A 21,715-nucleotide genomic window follows, 5' to 3' on the forward strand; every position below is an offset into this window, starting at 1 on the left:
ATTTCTTTTTTGAACTTTAAAAAAACTGCTATAGATTCTTTCGTGCATAGGCAGGTTGGTTTACAATGTTACATCAGCGAACCGGGAGGTGGTAATGGGGGGAGTTTCCCTTGGGGCTTTTGTCTCCATGACAGCATGATGTAATTGAGTTGTTTTCCCACTTCTCCGGGTTTAAAGTGTATTTGTTCTTTCAGTTTTACTTCGATTTCCCTATATACATGCAGTGGTACTCTGGCGTATGGGCTAAAGGTCGTGAAATTGAAATTCACTTCCATTACTTTCCCCGTATCCGGACTGAGTAGCATGGTTATTGTGAACTCACGCTTTCCGAGTTCATCTGCCATGGCTTTGGTAAAAGCTTCGTCCACAATGAAGTCTGCTTGTTTACTCATGGAGCTATTGTATTCAATTACTTTTTTTTCATTCCAGCTACCGATGTATATTTTTCCTGTGGCTTTATATACAATATCTTTGTATGTCAACTTGTTCTCTTTGTTATAAAGAGTCACAAACTGGCTACCGTCATCTACGTCACATTGATACGTATAACCATCTACCTCGAAAGTGGTGGTTTTTTTATAAATGACTGTTCCTTCAAGCGATTCTTCTGTTCTGATAGGTTTATCCTGTGCTACACAAGGGTAGATGTATCCTATAAGCAGTGTAATAAGCAATAGTCTTTTCATTCGTCACAATTTTTAGTTGTTAATTTTGTATGTTGCTTACATTAGCGAACCGGGAGGAGGTAATGGGGGGAGTTTCCCTTGGGGCTTTTGCATCCATGCCAGCATAATGTAGTTGAGTTGTTTTCCTTCCTCTATGGGTTTAAAATGAATTTGTTCTTTCAGTTTTACTTCGATTTCCCTATATACATGTAGTGGCACTTTGGCGTATGGCTCAAAGGTGAAAAAATTGAAATTCACTTCCATTACTTCTCCCGTATTTGGACTGAGCAACATGGTTATCATAAGTTCCGTTTTCCCAATTTCATCTGCCATGGCTTTGGTGAATGCTTGGTCTACTATGAAATCTGCTTGCTGACTCATGAATCTGTCATATTCAATTACATTGCTACTCCAGCTGCCAATATATGTCTTCCCCGTGTCTTTATACACAATCTTTTCGTATGTCAGTTTGTTTTCTTTGTTATAAAGAGTCACAAACTGGCTACCGTCATCTACGTCGCATTGGTACGTATAACCATCTACCTCGAAAGTGGTGGTCTTTTTATAAATGACTGTTCCTTCAAGTGATTCTTCTGTTCTGATAGGTTTGTCCTGTGCTACACAAGGGTAGATGTATCCTATAAGCAGTGTAATAAGCAATAGTCTTTTCATTCGTCACAATTTTTAGTTGTTAATTTTATGTTGGGAAAAATATTGGTGATATCCGAATACTCTTTAAATGGATAATTGTCGTATCCTTCCTGACGGAAAGCATTAACGACATTATTAGATATATAGGTTTCAAAGATATCCAAGAATGAAGTTGTAACATGACCTTGCTGATTTACATATTTAGTCAATGAAGTTGTTGCTCTTAGGCGTTGGCTTTTTGCATATTTATCTTGTTTTTTGTCCGTCCACTCCACGCTCCTCCTCAAGAACAGGTATTGCGCATAGTGCGCTTCTATCTCTCTGTTCATCATAGAACTTTTGAACGATGATATAGGCTCTTGTGTGGTTTGGAAAACATGGAACATTTCATGCAGAAGGTTGTTTGCTTCCAATTCTTCCAATCCGATGTGCAAGGTATGCTCTTCCCAATTGTAGGAATACCCTTTGCCGAAATCGAATTCCAGATTGATTTTGTTGTTTTTGACTTTCTCTTTCAGTTGGCTGTATAGGTCTCCTCCCAAACAGTCTTCCATGATTCGGGCTGTCATGTTTTCGGTGATTACCCATAAAAGCGAGTCTTGGTCGGCTTCTTTCTTGAATATATTTCCTGCCGGAGTACCCGGTGAAGAGCCGGAACCTCCAGAACTTCCTCCTCCAATCCACACATCGCCACTTCCTCCTCCACCACTGTTCCAGTTGCTATTATTTATAAAGGCATCATCCACCCAATAGGAATGACTAACGCAGTTGGTATAGCTGTATTCCAGCTGGTCTTTAGGTCCGGTATATACATCCCAGCATTGGGTGACGGTTATTACCGAACGGGTCTGGGCATGAGGCTTGAATGTGAGTCCTTGCGCATTCTCTTCGCCAAATACTAGATAGCTTAACAAGTCGAATATGAACACTTGGTCGCTTTCTCTTATGAGTTCGTCATCACGCTTCAATGGAAAAAACTTCATCCATCCGTCTTTGATGTGCAACAGCCAGATGGCATCGATGCAGTGTGGCTTGTCAAGGCGGTAGAGGGGAACGAAGATACAGGTCTCTTCTCCAGTCAATTTATAGGTGAAGTTCCAGAGAGGAATGCCGTATTTCAACAGGAAAGAAGCGGTGAAATGCTTTTCTTCTTCCACTCTGCGTAGTGCGGAAATCACGGCTTTTAGGGTAGAGTCGGTGTAGGCAAAGAAGTTTTCCGGCTTGAATAACGCTTGCCGGGTCAACGGGACATCGTTTGCCGGGAATCGGGGTTGATAGAAGGATTCTTCTGTTTCGCAAGAGGCGAGTATTCCTAAAAGAATGCACAAGGCAAGGCAGATGTTTTGCCATTTCTGCTTAGGAGGGGTTGGAGAGTGCTGTCTGCTTCCTTTTGTATTCATAGCGCGAATGCTTAAGGTATAAAGGATAGACAAATAAAGCAAAAAAAAAGCAGAAATGAAAGGAAAAGCGGGAGAATTTTGTTAATCCGGAAGCTGTTCTACCACAGATTGCATGGATTTTCAGGCCATGTAATCTGTGGTGAACACCCTTTTGTAAGGGTGTCTATGGCTGGTATTTTCGTGCTTCTGCAAATTCCTTTGAAACGGAGTTGTTGAAACTCTTGCATACCTCGGCGGCAAACTCAATGCCGTATTGGATAACTTGGTCCCAAGTAGCCTCGTCCATGGTATCGAGGTCCTCGTAGCGTACATTATATTTCAGCAGCCCGAAGATGATGCCTGCGTTGAAGTTGTCTCCTGCACCGATGGTGCTGACCGCCTCCAGTGGGGGGATGGAATATTCCTTGGAAATCGTGCCGGTGCGCAATGAAACCTGCTCCGCGCCGGCTGTGCAGAGGAAGTTGCGGCAGTAGAACTTTACTTTGTCTTTGTATATCTTGTCGGCCTCCTGCAGGCCCCACATATAGAAGAAATCCTCTTGCGAGCCGCGTACAATGTTGGCGTATTCCAGATTCTCGATGATGGTGGGAGCCAGCTTGATGGCCTCCTCTTTATGGGACGAACGGAAATTGGGATCGTAGTAGATGATGGCATGCATGTCGTGTGCGCGTTCCAGTAGCTCCACCACTTTGTCGCGCAGTACCGGATTCAGGGCATAGTACGACCCTATGATTACGATGTCGTCTTCCTGAATCTGCGGATATTCCACGTCCAGGCGCTGCTTGGGATAATCTTTGTAGAAGATGTATTCCGCATCGCTCCGGTTGTTCAGGAAAGCGAGTGATACGGGGGACTTCCCGTCGGGGAACACATTGACATGGTCTGTGGGAATATTGTTCTCGCGCATGAAGTTGAGGATGATATTGCCCACGTGGTCGTTGCCCGTTTCACTGATAAAGCAGATGGGAACACCGATACGTCCCAGTGAAACGATGCCGTTGAATACCGAACCGCCCGGAACGGCTGCTGTGGGCTGTCCGCCACGGAATATGATGTCCAGTATGGTTTCTCCGATGCCTATTACTTTACGCATAGCGATCTTGATTTTTCTCCGAGGTAACCACCGTGATGGCGCTTGGAGTAGTCTTCAATGGTGAATCCTGTTTCTTTCATGGTCTGTACCACCAGGATGTCGCCGATGACGGTCATGGCGGTGGTCGAAGTCGTAGGCGTCATGCCCAGTACACATACTTCTTGCGGTTTCCCGGTGCTGAGGCATACATTGGATTCGTGTGCCAGGGGGCTGTCGGGGTTTCCGGTGATGACGATGAACTTCAGTCCCGGGTTCAGGTTATGTGCCAGCTGTGTCAGCTCCACGATTTCGCGAGTTTTGCCCGAATTGGAGATAAGTAGCAACAAGTCGTTCTCCTGAAGGATGCCGAGGTCACCATGCTGTGCTTCGCTGGGGTGCAGGAAAACGGAAGGAATGCCGGTGGAGCAGAAGGTAGTGGCGATGTTCATGGCTATCTGTCCGGCCTTGCCCATACCCGAAGTTACCAGTTTCCCTTTTTTGCGGTGCACTTGTTCTACGATGAGTTCTACAGCTCTTTCATAAGCGTCCGTCACTGGAATGTTCAGTACGGCCTGTGCCTCTTTCTGCAAAAGCTCTTGAATGGATGCAATCATATACCTATAATGTGTTAATGTGATTAATGTGCTAATGTGCTAATTGGCTGCGCTGTGATGCCGCATGGTCATTGGCACATTGGCACATTAGCACATTTGTACATTGCAAATATCTGCAATTTTCTATAAACGGCAATAAGTTTTATTGTATTTTTGTCGCCTCAAATAGTTTGAAACGTCAGAATGAAGAAGTTAAAAGAGAATTTACCGTCGGCTTTCAACCGATATATCCTGCCCAACGGCTTGCGCATCATTCATGAACCCTCGGCCTCCAAAGTGGCTTATTGTGGTTTTGCCGTAGATGCGGGTACGCGCGACGAGCTTGAAAACGAGCAGGGTATGGCGCATTTTGTGGAGCACCTCATATTCAAAGGTACCGCCAAGCGCAAGGCATGGCACATCCTGAACCGCATGGAGAATGTGGGCGGTGACCTCAACGCCTACACCAACAAGGAAGAGACGATGATTTACTCTGCTTTCTTGACCGAGCATTTCGGCCGTGCCTTCGAACTTCTGACGGATATTGTATTCCACTCCACCTTTCCGCAACGCGAGATAGAGAAGGAGACAGAGGTGATTATCGACGAGATACAATCCTACGAAGACAACCCTTCCGAGCTCATCTTCGATGATTTCGAGGACTTGATATTCAGAGGGCATCCCCTGGGACGCAACATTCTGGGCAATCCCGGGCAGCTGAAGCTGTTCCGCAGTGAGGATGCCGCTGCATTCACTTCCCGTTTCTACCATCCCGGCAATATGGTCTTTTTTGTTCTGGGCAATCTGGACTTCAGGCAGGTGGTGCGCTGGGCGGAAAAGCTCCTCGCGGATTTACCTGCCGTGGCAGTGGACAACCGCCGTACTCCGCCGCCCCTCTATGTGCCCGAGCATCTTGTAGTGCATAAGGATACCCATCAGGCACACGTCATGATTGGCAGCCGGGGATATAATGCGTACGATGACAAGCGCACCGCACTTTACCTGCTGAACAATATCCTGGGTGGCCCGGGCATGAACAGCCGCCTGAACGTTTCTCTCCGCGAGCGTCGCGGACTGGTCTATAACGTGGAATCCAACCTGACCTCCTATACCGATACGGGCACCTTCTGCATCTACTTCGGTTGCGACCCTGCAGATTTGGACTACTGCACCCGCCTGGTATATAAGGAATTGAAACGCCTGCGTGATGCCCGGATGACTTCCTCGCAGCTTGCGGCCGCCAAGAAGCAGCTTATCGGGCAAATCGGTGTAGCTTCGGACAACAATGAGAACAATGCGCTGGGCATGGGCAAGACTTTCCTGCATTATGATAAATGCGAAACTTCCGAAGCCGTGTTCCATCGCATTGAACAGCTCACTTCGGAAGTGCTGTTAGAGGTGGCGAACGAGATGTTTGCCGAGGACTATCTTTCGACGCTCATTTATCGGTGATTGATTCTTGCTTTGCATCCAGCCGTTGCATGCTGAATTGGCATCCGCAATACTGCTGGTTATAGAAATCGTACTCTTTCAGCAGTTGGTTGCGCCGGTCTTGAAGTCCGCCTTTCCGCCAATTCTGTTCCCAGAAGAGGGTGCCCGGATAGAGCGCGGCGGCACGGCGTCCGGCTTCATTGATTTGTTCCAGGCTTTTCCAGCGCGAAGAGGCGAGGGTAGTGGTGAATACGGAGAAACCGTGTTCGGAGGCGTAGCGGGCTGTCTCTGTCAGGCGCAGGGTGAAGCACTTCAGGCAACGGCTGCCGCGTTCCGGTTCGTGCTCCAGGCCTTGCATGGTGTGCAGCCAGTGTGCATAATCGTAGTCTGCATCGATGAAATCGATGTTTTTGGAGGTTACGAAACGGATAGCCTCGTTTTTCCTTATCTCATATTCCGCCTGCGGATAGATGTTGGGATTGCAGTAGAATACGGTGGGGCGTATGCCGTTCTCCAGCATGCACTCGATGATGGCAGAGGAGCAAGGTGCGCAGCACGAATGCAGCAGCACCTTGCGGTCACCGTTGGGTGTTTGGACTTTCAACATTATACTTTCAGTTTAATCTTGCCTTTCACCAGCAGGCCGGTCAGCCCCACAATGACAAGCGAGAAGACGAGGGACTTGAGCAGCCCCGGTACACCGCTTCCCAATGCTTCGGGATAGTGCAGATGCAGCAGTTGCTGGACAGCATACCAGATGTAAGGGATAATATAGCAGGTCAGCGTTGCCGTGCCTGCGGGTTTGATAATATCGAACCAGTTGGTCTTGCCTTTCACGTCCGTCAGCCAGTAGAAGAAGCCGAACAAGGGGAAGAACATGGCGAGGCAGTAGAACAGCCATGTCGGTGTGGCTTGTATTTTGGATATAATCCAGAACGGGTGTGAGACGAGGGCAAGGACAAGCATTCCTATGCCGAGGGCACAGAGCATGCCGATGAACCGTCCCGGCCGTTCCCGGTCGGCATAGCGCTGCATGAGCAGGGAGGTCAGTACGCCGGACATACCAAGGGCATGCAGCGTCCAGTCGCTCGGGATAAAGGGAAGCAGGACAATCCGGCTGCCGTACTCTCCCGGTATCAAGTCGGAATGGCTGACTACGGCAAGCAATACGACCACGAACCAGGCAATGGCATTCTTCCGCAGGTTCTCCCGAGTGAATAGATAGATGCCTGCACATACCGCATACGTCCAGCCGATAAGTCCGAGGATGCCCCACCAGCTTATCTGGAACGGTTTCCCGTTCATGTCCTTGTAGATGACGAGGAAGGCAAGCAGAAGCACGCCTGCTGTTTTCATTGCGGTGAAAAGGACCTTTTTCGTTCCTACCGCTTTGGGATATACCCCCCAGGTGAGGAAGAAACCGATGACCATCAGGATGGAGAACCATTGGTGCGATAGACCGCCTTCGATGCCTCCGCTGTTCAGTGAAAACAGTCCCATGGCAATCAGCGCCACTGTCCGCCAGAAGATATGGGCCACGACTTGCAGGGTATTGTCTCCTTTTTTGTACCGGTTTTGTATGGCAAAGGATACGGACATGCCCATACAGAAAAGGAAAGCGGGGAAGATGGTGTCGGAGAATCCCATCATGTCTTCGTCCATCCTGGCATGCATCAGCCAGTGGGGGACGTTTTTCAGTCCGGGAATGTCGTTGACAAAGAGCATGAGGAACATGGTGAGTGCGCGGAATACGTCTACCGCGGCAATCCGTTGGGGTGTTAAGCTTTTCATGATAGATAATTTGTTTGGGGGTTTAGAACGCAAATATAGGAAACTATTCTTTCTGATGCTACTGCTTTGCAGGATTTCTTGCTATATTTGCATGAACTTTATGGTCATGGAAAGGAGATTGTTCACTTTTTGTTTTCTTGCCGTCGTGGTATGGCAAAGTGTGGTTTTTGCTGCCGGCACGCCCTCTTTTACTGCGCTGACATCCTCTTTGGATGAGGCTATCGAGGCGCACCGGCACTATGTCGCCGTGCGTGAAGGACGCATTGCCCGGCTGAAGCGCCAAGTGCTGGATACCGATACCGCCAATATTTCTTTTTTTCGATGGAATGGGGAAATCTATAAGGAGTACAAGGCATATATCTGCGATTCGGCCATCCATTATCTTCGTGTCAATCTGGATTGGGCAGAGCGCTATGGCCGGCAGGATGCAGCACTCGAAACAAGGCTGGAGCTTGCCCACCTGATGGCTTCGGCAGGCATGTACGAGGAAGCTGCCGAACTCTTGAGGCAGACGGACAAAGCCTCCCTTCCCTCCCATCTGCTGCCGGACTATTACAATGCCTGTCATAAACTTTACACAGAACTGAGTTTCTATACGCTGGACGATTCTTTCAAGAAGCATTATCAGGCTTTGGCTACCCATTATGACGATTCTTTGATGCAGGTACTTCTGCCTTCATCCCCCCTCTACCTGGAACGAAGAGAGACGCGGGAGGCCGCTGCAGGCCATCCGGACGAAGCCTTGAGCATCAATGATACGCGTCTGGCACATGCCAAGCCCAATACTCCCGAATATGCGCTGGTGACCTATCAGCGCTCATTGCTCTACCGCCGGCTCGGGAACCGGGAGGAGGAGAAGCGCTATCTGGCTTTGTCTGCACTGACCGATATTCGCCTGAGCATCACAGACCATGCCTCACTCTGGAACCTGGCGGAACTTCTTTATGAGGAAGGGGATATGGAGCATGCCTACCGTTACATCCGTTTCTCGTGGGACGAAACCAACCGATACAACGCCCGTAGCCGCAGCCTCCAGACTGCCGGCATCCTTTCACTGATAGACCTCACTTATCAGGCCATGCGTGAGAAGCAGAATGACCGGCTCCGGCTGTACCTCTGGCTCATCAGCGCTTTGATTGTGCTGTTGGTGGTGGCAGTGGGCTTTATCTACCGGCAGATGCAGCGACTCTCTGCCGCACGGAACAAGCTGGAGCATGCCAACGAGCAACTGCAACTCTCAAACAACATCAAGGAGGAGTATGTGGGCCGTTTCATGAATCTCTGCTCCGTTTATATCAACCGGCTGGATACCTACCGGCGGATGGTCAACAAGAAAATCTCTGCCGGGCAGATGGAAGAGCTGCTGAAGATGGTGCGTTCCCGCGAGGTGCTGGACACCGGACTGAAGGAACTCTATGATAACTTTGATACTGCCTTCTTGCACCTTTTCCCCGATTTTGTCGATAAATTCAATGACTTGCTGCAGCCCGAAGAACGCATCGTGCTCCGTAAAGGCGAGTTGCTGAATACGGAACTCCGCATTTTCGCCTTGATTCGTCTGGGCATCGACGACAGTTCGCAGATTGCAGAATTCCTCCGTTATTCCGTAAACACCATCTATAATTACCGTGCCAAAGTGAAGAACAAGGCTCGCATTTCGCGCGAGGACTTTGAAATACGGCTGATGCAGATACGCTGACAATACGTCAAACCGGCTTTTTGAATCCACTTTCTGCCTTTCTCTTCTTTTGCTTATATTTCTGATTATTAGTTGTTTGTTTGTTCATGCTTCTTCACTCCTTCCACCTATTCCCGATTCGCCGGTACGAGGTGTTCTTATCTTTCCTAACTTTGGGGAAGCAAAAGCGAATATCGCAACTAATACTATAACCAAAATTATTGCCATGAAACATTTATTAGCGACAAGCATTACCATCGCCCTGCTCTCTTTGGGCCTTGCGGGATGCGGTGAGAAACAAGCGACAAAAGAAGTAACTTCGGATGCATTCGTAACCATTCAGGGTCAGGACTTGATAAAGCCCGACGGTACCAAACTCTTCATCATGGGTACCAACCTGGGCAACTGGCTGAATCCGGAAGGATACATGTTCAAGTTCAACAAGACCAATTCCGGCCGTTTCATCAATGAGATGTTCTGCCAGTTGGTGGGACCGGACTTTACGGCCGACTTCTGGAAAGCATTCAAGGACAATTATGTAACGCGCGAGGACATCCGCTTCATCAAGGAGCAGGGTGCCAACACCATCCGCCTGCCTTTCCACTACAAGCTGTTTACCGACGAGGACTATATGGGGCTGACCGCCGCCCAGGACGGATTTGCCCGCGTGGACAGCCTGGTAGAGTGGTGCCGCGAATCGGACTTGTACCTCATCCTCGACATGCACGACGCTCCCGGCGGACAGACAGGCGACAACATCGACGACAGCTACGGCTATCCCTGGCTGTTCGACAGCGAAGCTAGCCAGCAACTCTACTGTGACATCTGGCGCCGGATAGCCGACCGCTACAAGGACGAACCGGTCATCCTCGGCTACGAACTCTTCAACGAGCCCATTGCCCCTTACTTCGAGAACATGGAGGAACTCAACGGCAAGCTGGAAGATGTATATAAGAAAGGTGTAGCCGCCATCCGCGAGGTGGACAGCAACCACATCATTCTGCTGGGCGGTGCGCAATGGAACGGTAATTTCAAGCCTTTCAAGGACTCCAAGTTCGACGACAAGATAATGTACACTTGCCACCGTTACGGAGGCGAACCTACCCAAGCTGCCATCCAGACGATTATCAACTTCCGCGACAGTGTGAACCTGCCCATGTACATGGGTGAGATAGGCCACAATACGGACGAATGGCAGGCCGCTTTCTGCCAGACGATGCGCGAGAACAACATCGGCTATACCTTCTGGCCCTACAAGAAGATGGACGGTTCTTCTTTCGTCGGCATCACTCCGCCGGAGAACTGGGCAAACATCGTGTATTTCTCCGAAGCACCGCGTGCCACGTACAAGGAAATCCGTGAGGCACGTCCCGCGCAGGCCATGTCCCGCAAGGCGATGATGGACTTTATCGAGGCATGCAAACTGAAGAATTGTGTGGTTCAGGAGGGTTATATCCGGTCATTGGGAATGAAGTAGCGGGTGCTGCCTCGCTGCAAACAGTACGTATCAAGTCCCAGAGGATGAGATGCCGGGACTTAGTATGAAAGAGGTAGGGACTGAGCTGTACACACCATAGGACTGAGCATCCAAAACATCCGGATGTTTTAGGGCAAAACATGGGGATGTATTGGGATAAAACATCCGGGTGTTTTGGGGTAAAACATGGGGATGTTTTGGACAACAACATCCGGATGTTATGGGTACTCACTATACGGGTGTAAGGACTTCAGTTCCTATGTAGGTAGGGCTAAGTCATATTCCCTTGTATGTTGGGGATTATCAATGGTACGGACTGATTATGATTGCTTATTTATATAACAACTTAATTATACAACAATGAAAAAAGTATTATTCGGTTTGGTTCTGGCCGCTGTCGCGCTGCCTCTTTCGGCCCAGCAGAAGCCCGTCTATCTGGACGCAAGCAAACCTATTGAAGAAAGAGTGGAAGACGCCTTGAGCCGTCTGACCCTGGAAGAGAAAGTGAAGTTGACTCATGCGCAAAGCAAGTTCAGCAGTGCGGGTGTGCCCCGTCTGGGCATTCCCGATGTATGGACGGACGACGGCCCCCACGGCATACGTCCCGATGTGTTGTGGGACGAGTGGGAACAAGCCGGATGCACCAACGACTCCTGCGTGGCTTTCCCTGCCCTGACCTGTCTGGCGGCAACCTGGAACCCCGAAATGTCTCTCCTTTACGGACAGAGCATCGGTGAAGAGGCACGCTACCGCAACAAGTCCGTCCTGCTGGGCCCCGGTGTCAATATCTACCGCACACCGCTCAACGGACGCAACTTCGAGTATATGGGTGAGGACCCTTATCTGGCCGGAAAGATGGTGTCGCCCTATATCCGGGGCGTGCAGCAGAACGGCGTGGCTGCCTGCGTGAAACACTTCGCCTTGAACAACCACGAAGTGAACCGCCACACCACCAACGTCATCGTGGACGACCGTGCTCTTTATGAAATCTATCTGCCTGCTTTCAAGATGGCCGTGCAGGAAGGCGGAGCGTGGAGCATCATGGGTGCCTACAACCTATACAAAGGCCAACATCTTTGTCACAACCAATACACATTGAACGATATATTGAAGGGCGAATGGGGATTCGACGGCGTAGTCATTTCCGACTGGGGCGGCACGCACGATACCTGGCAAGCCATCACCAACGGGCTGGATATGGAATTTGGCAGTTGGACCAACGGGCTCTCGAACGGTGCCAGCAACGCATACGATAACTATTATCTGGCAAATCCCTATCTGAACCTCATCCGCGAAGGTAAGGTAGGTACCACGGAACTGGACGACAAGGTACGCCGCATTCTGCGCCTTATCTTCCGTACGGTGATGAACCCCGACCGTCCGTGGGGAAGCATGCTCTCTCCGGAACATTACGAGGCTGCCCGCCGCATCGGTGAGGAGGGCATCGTACTGTTGCAGAACAAGGGCAATGTGCTCCCGATAGACCTGAACCGGGCTAAAAAGATTCTTGTAGTGGGCGAGAATGCCATCAAGATGATGACCGTAGGCGGTGGTAGTTCTTCCCTGAAGGTACAGCGCGAACTCTCTCCGTTGGACGGCATCAAGCAGCGTGTGGCCGGCAAGGCCGAGGTGGTCTATGCCCGTGGCTACGTGGGCGATGCAAGCGGTGAATACAACGGGGTGGTGACCGGACAGAATCTGAAGGATGACCGTACTCCCGAAGAGCTGATAGCTGAAGCCGTGAAAGAGGCCCGGGATGCCGATTATGTCATCTTCATCGGCGGCCTGAACAAGAGCAACGGCCAGGACTGCGAGGACTCCGACCGTAAGGGTCTGGGCTTGTCCTACGGTCAGGATGCCGTTATCTCCGCACTGGCCGAGGCGAACAAGAATCTGATTGTCGTCAACATCTCCGGCAACGCCATTGCCATGCCGTGGGTGAACGAGGTGCCTGCCATCGTGCAGGACTGGTATCTGGGTTCCGAAGCCGGCAGTTCCCTTGCCGCCATCCTCATGGGTGATGTCAATCCCAGCGGCAAGCTTCCGTTCACCTTCCCCGTGAAGCTGGAGGACTGCCCGGCCCACAGCTTGGGCGAATATACCGGCAAACGGAGCAAGGACATCATCGACATCAAGTATAATGAAAGCATCTTCGTGGGCTACCGTTGGGCCGATAAGCAGAAGAAGGTGAAACCGTTGTTCCCCTTCGGCCACGGTTTGAGCTATACCACTTTCGAATATGGCAAGCCGACGGCCGACAGCAAGACCATGCAGGCCGACGGTACGCTGACCGTGAAGGTTTCTGTAAAGAATACCGGAGCGCGCGAAGGGCAGGAAGTTGTCCAACTGTACATCAGTGACAAGAAGTCCTCTCTGCCTCGTCCCGTCAAGGAACTGAAAGGTTTCCAAAAGGTGAAACTGGCTCCGGGCGAAACAAAGGAAGTCACATTTACCATTGATAAGGAGGCTCTTAGCTTCTTCGATGACACCCAGCACGCTTGGGTGACCGAGCCGGGCAAGTTCGAGGCTGTCATAGCAGCTTCGGCAGCCGATGTGAAGGGAACGGTTCCTTTTGAATTGAAATGATGTAGGAAAATAAAGTTTCCTTTTAGGTTATTATCAAAGATAGTGTAGATGGAGGGTGTGGCCGTGAGGTTGCACCCTTTCTTTGTACTCTTTACAAGCCAATATGTTTTCTTATATTTCTGAGTTTCTTCGGGTTGGCTAAGGAAGATGCAGATATGCTGGATGTTAGAGTCAAAGCAGTGATGTTTTGTAGTAATGGGTGAGTTTTTACCGCCGTGTTTGGGCAGATTTTCATCTTTTATATTTATTTTTACAGAAATGATCGGGACAATGGTTCTTGTCCTGATGGGATGTGGTAGTGCTGTCTTTGCCGGAAGTGCGGCGGGGGCGGTTAGTGCAGGTGTCGGAACGCTGGGAGTGGCTTTTGCTTTCGGCTTGTCCGTTGTGGCGATGGCATACGCTATCGGAGGAATCTCGGGCTGTCATATTAATCCTGCCATTACCCTGGGCGTTCTGTTGTCCGGCAGGATGAGCGGGAAAGATGCAGCCATGTATATGGTGTTTCAGGTTATCGGGGCGGTTATCGGTTCTGCCATTCTTTATGCATTGGTGTCTACGGGCGCTCATGGTGGTCCTACGGCTACCGGTTCCAATGGGTTTGCTGACGGAATGATGTTGCAGGCATTCATTGCAGAGGCTGTGTTCACGTTTATCTTTGTGCTGGTTGTCTTAGGTTCTACGGATTCCGAGAAGGGGGCGGGTAATCTTGCAGGATTGGCCATTGGTCTTACGTTGGTATTAGTGCACATTGTTTGTATTCCTGTTACGGGAACTTCTGTCAATCCTGCCCGTAGCATCGGTCCGGCACTGTTCCAGGGTGGCGAGGCTCTCTCTCAGTTGTGGCTGTTCATTGTAGCTCCGTTTGTGGGTGCTGCGCTGAGTGCCGTTGTATGGAAAGTGCTTGCTGCAAAAGAAGGTAAATAAATGTCGGCAGACAGTGCCTTAAGAAGAGGCGGCTGATGGCAGAAAACTTATAAAGGGAAGCCCTCCGTCCGAAACTTCAAAGTTTCGGACGGAGGGCTTCCTGTTCTTTCCTTATGCTTGCTATATCTTGTGCCTTATTCGTACAGCGATTTGGCTATACCCATTTCCAGTCCACGAAGCTCTGCCAGTCCGCGCAGACGGCCGATACAGGAATAGCCGGGATTGGTTTTCTTCTTCAAGTCGTCTACCATCTGGTGTCCGTGGTCGGGTCGCATCGGGATAGAGACACCACGGCGTTGTTGCAGTTCAAGGAAGGCTTTCATCACGTGATACATGTCCACGTCTCCTTCCAGGTGGTTGGCTTCGTAGAAATTGCCTTCGGCGTCGCGTTGTGTACTGCGCAGATGGACAAAGTTGATGCGGTCGGCAAATTGCTGCATGATGACTGCACAATCGTTGGCGCTGCTTACACCGAGCGAACCGGTGCAGAGGCAAAGACCGTTGCTCTTGTTGGGAACAGCGTCAATCAGTGCCTGGAAATCGGCAGCACAGCTCATGATGCGTGGCAGGCCGAGGATGGAGCACGGTGGGTCGTCCGGATGGATAACGAGCATGACACCTGCTTCGTCGGCTACCGGAGTGATTTCTTGCAGGAAATAGATCAGGTTGGCACGCAGGCGTTCCGGAGTGATGCCCTTGTAGCGGTCCAGTTCCTGTTGGAACTGTTCCAGGGTGAAGCTTTCTTCTGAGCCGGGAAGTCCGGCAATCATGTTGCGTACAAGCAGTTGTTTGTCTGCCTCTGTCATCTGTTCGAAGCGGGCACGGGCTTTGGCCTTTTCTTCATCGGTGTATTCGCCTTCTGCACCGGGACGACGTAGCAGGAAGAGGTCGAAGGCGATGAAAGCGGCACGTTCAAAGCGGAGGGCACGACTGCCGTCGGGTAGTTCGTAGGCGAGGTCGGTACGTGTCCAGTCCAGTACGGGCATAAAGTTGTAGGTGACAATGTGAATGCCGCATTTGCCCAGGTTACGCAAGCTCTCTTTATAGTTGTCGATATACTTCTGGAAGTCTCCGGTTTGGGTCTTGATATGTTCGTGTACGGGTACACTTTCTACTACAGACCAGCGCAGACCGACGGCTTCAATCATTTCTTTCCGTTTCTTGATTTCCTCTACTGTCCATATTTCCCCGTTTGGAATATGATGCAAGGCGTTTACAATGCCGGTAGCCCCGGCTTGTTTGATGTCCCAAAGGCTTACCGGGTCGTTGGGACCGTACCAGCGCCAGGTTTGTTCACAAAGAATCATGTTATTTATTGTTTGATGATTTGCAATTTACTATTTACATGGCGAATGCGTTGAACCCTCCGTCCACTACAGCCACCGTACCGGTGACAAAGCTGGAAGCATCGCTGATGAGGTATTGGATGGTTCCGCAAAGCTCTTCTGCACGGCCCATACGTCCGAAGGGAGTTTGGCGAATCACATCTTGCCCACGTTCCGTGTAGCTTCCATCCGGGTTCGTCAGCAGGGCACGGTTCTGCTCTGTGAGGAAAAATCCGGGTGCGATGGCATTTACACGAATACCTTCACCAAACTTCTTGGCAACTTCCGTAGCCATGAAGGCTGTGAAATTGGAGATACCGGCTTTTGCGGCAGCATATCCGGCTACACGCGTCATGGGGCGGAAAGCAGCCATGCTGGAGAAGTTGACAATAGCACCTGCCTTCTGCTCCACCATCGGTTTGAGGAAGACTTGTGTAGGCAGTACGGTACCGGTCAGGTTTAATTCCAGCACCCGTTGGAACTCTTCTATCTTCAAATCGAAGAAAGTGCCCGTGGGCGCGATGGTGGCACCCGGCATATTTCCGCCGGCTGCATTCAGCAGGGCATCTATGCGGCCATAGGCTTTCAGGATGTCAGCCAAGTTCTGTTCCAGCAGTTCACGGTTCATCACGTCGGTTGTCAGGAACATGGCTTCTCCACCGTTTGCCTTGATTTCTCCGGCAATGGCGTCCCCTATTTCTGCCTTGCGTCCCAAAATGACGACCTTTGCACCTTCTTCTGCCAGATGAAAGGCGATGGCTTTCCCCAATACTCCTGTTCCGCCGGTTATGACCACTACTTTGTCTTTAATGTTAAATAAGTTTTTCATGATTCGTTCATTTAAAAATTACGTTGTGTTTTATTTGATTAGCGTTGCAAAAATACGGAATAATCTGTTGCACTGACTAACAATCATACAAAAAAGATGCATTTGTTGTCCGGAAGAAAGTGCTATTTCCTTATCGGGTTGTCCAATGCCGTGGCTTGTATATACAGTAGATTGAAGTTGTCATGCGGTTTTAGGATACGGTGGGCATAATAAAGATTCAGGTAGTCTTTGCGTGCAGGATTCAGGTAGACGGCAGTACGGTAGAGGTCTTTGCAGAAATTCTGTATCGAGCTTTCCCAGCCGCTTATCTGCTGGTAGGGCCATTCACTGAGGCCCTTTCCGACGTAGGAAGCCAGGAAATCCATGGCTTTGTAGAAGTTACGTCCATCGGTAGAGGTGATGTCATCCAGCTTGATTCCAAGATTTTTTGCCATCAGCATGATGTCAATAAAGTGGGTCAGGTTGTACTGTGAGTAGTGGAAGGCAAGGGTACGTTGCAGTTCGTGCGGTTGTCGTCCGTCAGGAGCTATCTGGGGGAAGATACGTTTTTGGGGGAAGTCATTGATGATTTCCTGCGCCAGTTTCTTGTTACCGGTATAGAGGGCGAAAGCTATGATTTGGGCATCGTAGGCTACGCTGTGGTTGTTGGCACTGGCTGCTTCTTCCTTACCTTGCGGACTGGCGAGCATCCAGTCGGTCAGTTTGGAAAACCATTTCTTCAGTTGTTTGCTGTCCTGGGTAGTAAATGCTTTTGACTGTTCTAGCAGTGCCACAGCATCCAGCATTTCTATGAAGGAGTAGGTGTCTATCAGCCCATAGCAGCGACCTTTGTCGTTATTGTGTCCCGGCATCATTTGTGCATATTCCAGGTTGGGGTTCATTCGGGTGTCTTTGTTCAGAAACCATACGCGGATAAGTTCTGTGGCTTTCCGGGCATACTGCTCTTCTCCGCTGAAGTACCAGACCAGAGCCAGGGTAGTGATGCGGCCGGCTGTTGTTCCCAACCGATTACGGTCTAGTTTGTTCAGTTCAGGATTGGATACGCCGTCGCGGTTGATGTAAGGCAGGCCGTTTGGCTTTGTCGGGTCGGGCCAATAGTATCGGGCTTGGCTCATATAGTCATGCTTGTCACCGCTGGCAGGTGTTTTTTCTTTCATCATGACAGAAAGGGGCTGGGCGTCCAATAACCTGTCCGCTTCCGCTTTCAATATCTCGTAAGTTGTGGCATAGAAAGGCTCGTGAATAGAGTGTTTTACATTTGCGAGGTGTGCTGTGTTCCAAATGGATTGTGCTTGCATACAAGATGCCAGGAGCAGGAAGGCAAGCGTCCATTGTATTGTTGCTTTCGGTTTCATGTCTTATTTTAGAGTGATGGACTTCTGTAATACCAATAAGCTCTCCGGTCCCATATTGAACAGCAGGTCTATGATGCTCAAGTTGGGCAGAAACCCGAGTCTCTCTTGAAACACTTGATAATAAGGTTGTGGTGAGAATTCTGTATCTTCCAGAGAAAAATCCTTTTTCGGATGAATGCGTTCGCGGAAATCCGCTTCATTCGGAGTGAATTCAGTCCGGTATTCGGTGGTGCGTGCCATATCGGGCTGTATGTCTATCAGAGAACAGATAAGATGGCAAAGTTCTTCGTTGAAATCGACTAAAAACTCATACTTCTTTTCATAGAAAGGGCGGAAGTCGTCTTTATAATATTCAAAGAAAGGAGTGTGGTTGTAGGCAGATTCTATGGCATTCCAGTGCAGATGCCTCCAGTTCCCGTGGTCTGAAATGCGTATATCGCGCATCGGGCATTTTAGGGTATTCGGTTTGACGGTGGGGATGGAAAGGGCCAGTTCACCGTCCGGTACGGCAATGGTACAACGGTTCCGGTAAGTCTGCTTCATATAGTGGTCATGCTGTTCGATGAATACTTTATCGTATGCCAGCAATTTGGTATAATATTCTATGGGAGCCAAATAGGCGGAAGAAAGAAAAACTGTTTTCATCAGTATATTTACGATTAGATGATTTGCGATTTACGATTGAAGCTACTGTGCATTGTTTGTATTTTCATTTTTATTCTTTCATTTGTTTGTCATTCCACTCTTTTCCATATCCTGCCCCATCGGTAACCGCTGAAAGGTCCTGTTCCCTTTTCTTTGGAGAACCAGATGATAGATGCCTTGCCTATGATGTGGTCTTTGGGGACGAAACCGAAAAGACGGGAGTCCGAAAGATTGATGGCATTGTTGGCACCTACCCAGTAGTAGTCTTTGGTAAAATGGCAGTGTTGCACGGGTTTGCCTTCCACATAAAGGGTGTCGTTTTTGATTTCGGCTTGTTTCTTTTCGTGAAGTACCAGGGTATTTCGCAACAAAGTCTTGTTCCACGGATATACGCGCACGGCTTTGCCTTTGCTGGGGATTATCAGAGGTTTCAGTATCTCCATAGAATCTTCCTTGACAATAGGTTCTATCCAGCAGTTCCCGTTCATGGCTTGTTCCAGCAAGTAGTGTTCATAACGGCTGAAACTGCGTATATTCTTTGTTGAGTCCTGCCCCAATAGTTTGTTGGGAGCGATGGAAAGTATGGAAAGCAATGAATCCAACTGTCGTTCCCGTTGTCTGGGGTAAGAATAAAGAAACTTCTGGTCGGGCGCATTCTTTTCGGAAGGAATCACTGAAAAAAGCGAATCTATCAGCAAGGTATCTCCGGGAATACCGATGCAACGGCTGATGAAGACTTCCCGTCGGTCAATCACGGGTTCTGAAAGATTGGCAGGATTGTTGAATACAAGAATATCCTCTTTCTGCACCGGACTGTCCGCCCAGCGATGATACCCCCATAACTTCATGAAAGGAAGCCGCAGACCGTAGCTCCACTTGTTTACAAGAATACGCTCACTTTGGTACAGTGAATTTTCCATGCCGGAAGAGGGGATAAGATAGGAAGTTGCCACACAACCCCGAAGCAGCACCACGACGAGTGCCACTCCAACTATTGTGATTGCTATCTTACACCCTTTTTTCATTTAATGCCGTCCACCCACTTGAATATCCGGTTCCAGCGTATCTTACCGTCAAACCAGCCCCGGTCTTTGTCCAGTGACAACCATACTACGATAGGCTTTCCTACGACATGGTCTTCCGGCACAAAACCCCAGTATCGGGAGTCGGCGGACTTGTCGCGGTTGTCGCCCATCATCCAGTAGTAGTCCATATTGAAGGTATAAGAGTCGGTCTTTTCACCATTGATGTAGATGCCGTCTTCCTTGACTTCCAGTTTGTTGCCTTCATAGGCAACGATGCAGCGTTCGTAGATAGGCAGGTTGTCCTCGGTCAGCTTGATGGTGGCGCCTTTGGCAGGAATCCATATCGGGCCGTAGTTGTTGCGGTCCCATTTAGTGTAAAGGTTCAGCGGATACATCTGTCCCGAGAATTCTCCCGGTTCAATGATAATATTACTGATGAGTTTCTTGTTGCCCGAAAGGGTCTCGTACATCTTTTTGGTGAGCGGAAGATGATAGACCGGTGCCAGCCTGCCTTGGGCATCCCGGCGGTCCAATCCCATTTCAATCAGATTCTCTTCCCAGCCCAGACCGTCGGTCATCAGTGTCTGGTCTTCTTTGCTGATGCCCAGTTCACGGAACATATCATCGGTGATATAAGGACCTGTAGTCTGTACAAAGTAGTTGAACTGCATTTCTGTAGGGTTCTCGATGGCTTTACCGTCGATGTATACCTGTCCTTTCTTGATTTGCAACGTATCGCCGGGCAGGCCTACGCAACGTTTTACATAGTTTTCACGACGGTCAACGGGGCGTATGACAATGTCACCGTACATTCTCGGATTGGAACGGATAAGATTACGTCCGGCATTGTAGTACAGGTCGTAGACAGTACGTTGCTGCTTGCGTGTCAGGCTGTCCATATTCACCTTGTTGGGATACACGCGTTTTCCTTCTTCGTAAGCAAGGGTATAGAAGTCTGTCTGCTGGAAATTGGTGGCTACCGTGTCGCCTGCCGGGAAGTTGAACACCACAATGTCATTCAGTTTCACTTTGCCGAAGCCTGGTACACGCTTGTATTCCCATTGGGGCCATTCGATGTACGATTTGGTGTTGAATACCGGTAGTGTATGTTGTGCCAGCGGCATGGAAAGCGGCGTATTCGGTACGCGCGGACCATAACTCATCTTGCTGACGTAAAGGAAATCGCCTACCAACAAGGATTTCTCCAATGAGGAAGACGGTATCTGATAATTCTGGAACACATAGATATTTACGAAGTAGACGGCTACCAGCGCAAATACGATGGCATCCACCCAACTCATGATGCTGCGTACGGCAGGATTCTCCGATTTCTTCCAGAATCCCCAGGGTATCTTCTTACTGATGTAGATGTCAAAAATGAAGGGTAGTACAATCAGTCCCAGCCAGCTTTTTACCCAAACCAGAAAGGCAAGGTAGAGCAGGGTGACTATACTGAATTTAATCCATTGGGTGCGTGTTGCTTTTCTCATGATGTTTTAGTCTTTTAAAAATGGAAACAAGTCACTCATTCCCAAAGCACCTTCGTGCTTGGCGGTATATTCGGCAGCAAGGACAGCTCCCAAGGCAAATCCCCTGCGATTCTTGGCATCGTGGGTGATAGTGATACTGTCGGCTTCGGAGTCGTAGCGGATGCTGTGGATGCCCGGTACTTCTCCTTCGCGGATAGAACTTATGGATAGCTCATTGGCTGCACATTCCGTAGAGCCCGAAACGGTTCCGTCGGGAGCTTGGAAAGTCCCTTCTACCCATTTGTCCTTACGGTCGAGATTCTCCAGAATACCTTCGGCAAGCGTGATGGCCGTTCCGCTCGGAGCGTCCATCTTGTGGATGTGGTGCGTTTCGCTCATTGTCACATCATAGGCAGGGAATTGGTTCATTATCTTTGCGAGGTACTTGTTGACGGCAGAGAAGATGCTTACTCCCAAGCTGAAGTTGGAAGACCAGAACAGTGTCTTGCCGCCTTCGGTACAAAGTCTCTTTACTTCGTCTCCATGTTCTGCCATCCATCCCGTACTGCCGGATACCAGTTTGACCCCGGCGCGGAATGCCTTCATATAGTTATTGTATGCAACCATGGGGTTGGTGAACTCTATGGCAACGTCGGCGCTCTTGAAGGCTGCCGATTCAAAGTCTTCCTGATTGTCGACATCGATGATGCTTACAATTTCGTGTCCGCGGCCAAGGGCTATTTTCTCGATTTCCTTGCCCATTTTTCCGTAGCCGATTAATGCGATTTTCATTGTTTCT

18 protein-coding genes and 1 pseudogene are annotated in these 21,715 nt (G+C 49.5%); 5 read left to right on the forward strand and 14 right to left on the reverse strand.

The window, feature by feature from the left end; all coding sequences use genetic code 11:
- Positions 1–68 precede the first annotated feature (68 nt).
- The 5 genes from NQ510_RS05330 to NQ510_RS05350 form a co-directional block, all read right to left on the reverse strand.
- Complete coding sequence (locus NQ510_RS05330; RefSeq protein ID WP_005826097.1) at positions 69–686, reverse strand: DUF5043 domain-containing protein; 618 nt, start codon at positions 684–686, stop codon at positions 69–71.
- Positions 687–722: 36 nt separating this feature from the next.
- Positions 723–1,337 (reverse strand): DUF5043 domain-containing protein, encoded by a 615-nt coding sequence (locus NQ510_RS05335; RefSeq protein ID WP_005826095.1) that lies wholly within the window; start codon positions 1,335–1,337, stop codon positions 723–725.
- Positions 1,334–2,716: a hypothetical protein gene (locus NQ510_RS05340; protein ID WP_005826092.1), complete on the reverse strand. Its 1,383-nt coding sequence runs from the start codon at positions 2,714–2,716 to the stop codon at positions 1,334–1,336. The genes NQ510_RS05335 and NQ510_RS05340 overlap by 4 nt, the downstream gene beginning before the upstream one ends.
- Positions 2,717–2,879: 163 nt before the next feature.
- Positions 2,880–3,809: a carbohydrate kinase family protein gene (locus NQ510_RS05345; protein ID WP_034525479.1), complete on the reverse strand. Its 930-nt coding sequence runs from the start codon at positions 3,807–3,809 to the stop codon at positions 2,880–2,882.
- On the reverse strand, positions 3,797–4,402 hold the full coding sequence (locus NQ510_RS05350) for an SIS domain-containing protein (RefSeq protein ID WP_005826081.1): 606 nt from the start codon (positions 4,400–4,402) through the stop codon (positions 3,797–3,799). Before NQ510_RS05350 ends, NQ510_RS05345 begins: the two co-directional genes overlap by 13 nt.
- Before the next feature lie 183 nt (positions 4,403–4,585).
- Between NQ510_RS05350 and NQ510_RS05355 the strand changes: the two genes are divergently transcribed.
- A complete protein-coding gene (locus NQ510_RS05355) occupies positions 4,586–5,833 on the forward strand; it encodes a M16 family metallopeptidase (RefSeq protein WP_005826079.1) in 1,248 nt (415 codons plus the stop codon).
- On the opposite strand, the gene NQ510_RS05360 is transcribed toward NQ510_RS05355, so the two are convergent.
- Both NQ510_RS05360 and NQ510_RS05365 read right to left on the reverse strand, forming a co-directional pair.
- On the reverse strand, positions 5,820–6,419 hold the full coding sequence (locus NQ510_RS05360; RefSeq protein ID WP_005826077.1) for an epoxyqueuosine reductase QueH: 600 nt from the start codon (positions 6,417–6,419) through the stop codon (positions 5,820–5,822). The genes NQ510_RS05355 and NQ510_RS05360 overlap by 14 nt on opposite strands.
- On the reverse strand, positions 6,419–7,603 hold the full coding sequence (locus NQ510_RS05365) for a DUF5009 domain-containing protein (protein ID WP_034525478.1): 1,185 nt from the start codon (positions 7,601–7,603) through the stop codon (positions 6,419–6,421). Before NQ510_RS05365 ends, NQ510_RS05360 begins: the two co-directional genes overlap by 1 nt.
- 106 nt (positions 7,604–7,709) lie before the next feature.
- Between NQ510_RS05365 and NQ510_RS05370 the strand changes: the two genes are divergently transcribed.
- The 4 genes from NQ510_RS05370 to NQ510_RS05385 all read left to right on the forward strand — a co-directional run bounded on the left by NQ510_RS05370 (position 7,710) and on the right by NQ510_RS05385 (position 14,268).
- Positions 7,710–9,302: a DUF6377 domain-containing protein gene (locus NQ510_RS05370; protein ID WP_034525487.1), complete on the forward strand. Its 1,593-nt coding sequence runs from the start codon at positions 7,710–7,712 to the stop codon at positions 9,300–9,302.
- Positions 9,303–9,507: 205 nt separating this feature from the next.
- Positions 9,508–10,758, forward strand: a complete 1,251-nt coding sequence (locus NQ510_RS05375; protein WP_034525477.1) for a glycoside hydrolase family 5 protein — start codon at positions 9,508–9,510, stop codon at positions 10,756–10,758.
- 360 nt (positions 10,759–11,118) lie between these two features.
- Positions 11,119–13,344, forward strand: coding sequence for a glycoside hydrolase family 3 C-terminal domain-containing protein (locus NQ510_RS05380; RefSeq protein WP_005826070.1), 2,226 nt, complete (start codon positions 11,119–11,121; stop codon positions 13,342–13,344).
- A 258-nt stretch (positions 13,345–13,602) separates the two neighbouring features.
- Positions 13,603–14,268 carry an MIP family channel protein gene (locus tag NQ510_RS05385; protein WP_085931073.1) on the forward strand — a complete coding sequence of 222 codons (666 nt, stop codon included), beginning with the start codon at positions 13,603–13,605 and terminating at the stop codon, positions 14,266–14,268.
- A gap of 134 nt (positions 14,269–14,402) precedes the next feature.
- Here NQ510_RS05385 and uxuA read toward each other — a convergent pair whose 3' ends face one another.
- From uxuA to dapB, 7 genes and pseudogenes are all read right to left on the reverse strand, one after another.
- On the reverse strand, positions 14,403–15,575 hold the full coding sequence (gene uxuA, locus NQ510_RS05390; protein WP_005826068.1) for a mannonate dehydratase: 1,173 nt from the start codon (positions 15,573–15,575) through the stop codon (positions 14,403–14,405).
- A gap of 34 nt (positions 15,576–15,609) precedes the next feature.
- Complete coding sequence (locus NQ510_RS05395) at positions 15,610–16,422, reverse strand: SDR family oxidoreductase (protein ID WP_005826063.1); 813 nt, start codon at positions 16,420–16,422, stop codon at positions 15,610–15,612.
- 137 nt (positions 16,423–16,559) lie between these two features.
- Positions 16,560–17,777: pseudogene (locus tag NQ510_RS05400) on the reverse strand (alginate lyase family protein); the annotation flags it as partial.
- Between the two features lie 3 nt (positions 17,778–17,780).
- On the reverse strand, positions 17,781–18,422 hold the full coding sequence (locus NQ510_RS05405; RefSeq protein WP_005826060.1) for a WbqC family protein: 642 nt from the start codon (positions 18,420–18,422) through the stop codon (positions 17,781–17,783).
- A gap of 89 nt (positions 18,423–18,511) precedes the next feature.
- Entirely contained in the window at positions 18,512–19,447 is a 936-nt protein-coding gene (lepB, locus tag NQ510_RS05410) for a signal peptidase I (protein WP_005826058.1), read from the reverse strand.
- On the reverse strand, positions 19,444–20,937 hold the full coding sequence (lepB, locus tag NQ510_RS05415) for a signal peptidase I (protein ID WP_005826057.1): 1,494 nt from the start codon (positions 20,935–20,937) through the stop codon (positions 19,444–19,446). The genes lepB (NQ510_RS05410) and lepB (NQ510_RS05415) overlap by 4 nt, the downstream gene beginning before the upstream one ends.
- Positions 20,938–20,943: 6 nt before the next feature.
- A complete protein-coding gene (gene dapB / locus NQ510_RS05420) occupies positions 20,944–21,708 on the reverse strand; it encodes a 4-hydroxy-tetrahydrodipicolinate reductase (RefSeq protein WP_005826055.1) in 765 nt (254 codons plus the stop codon).
- Between the last annotated feature and the right edge of the window lie 7 nt (positions 21,709–21,715).

This window comes from Bacteroides uniformis, from assembly GCF_025147485.1.
GTDB classification, from domain to species: Bacteria; Bacteroidota; Bacteroidia; order Bacteroidales; family Bacteroidaceae; genus Bacteroides; species Bacteroides uniformis.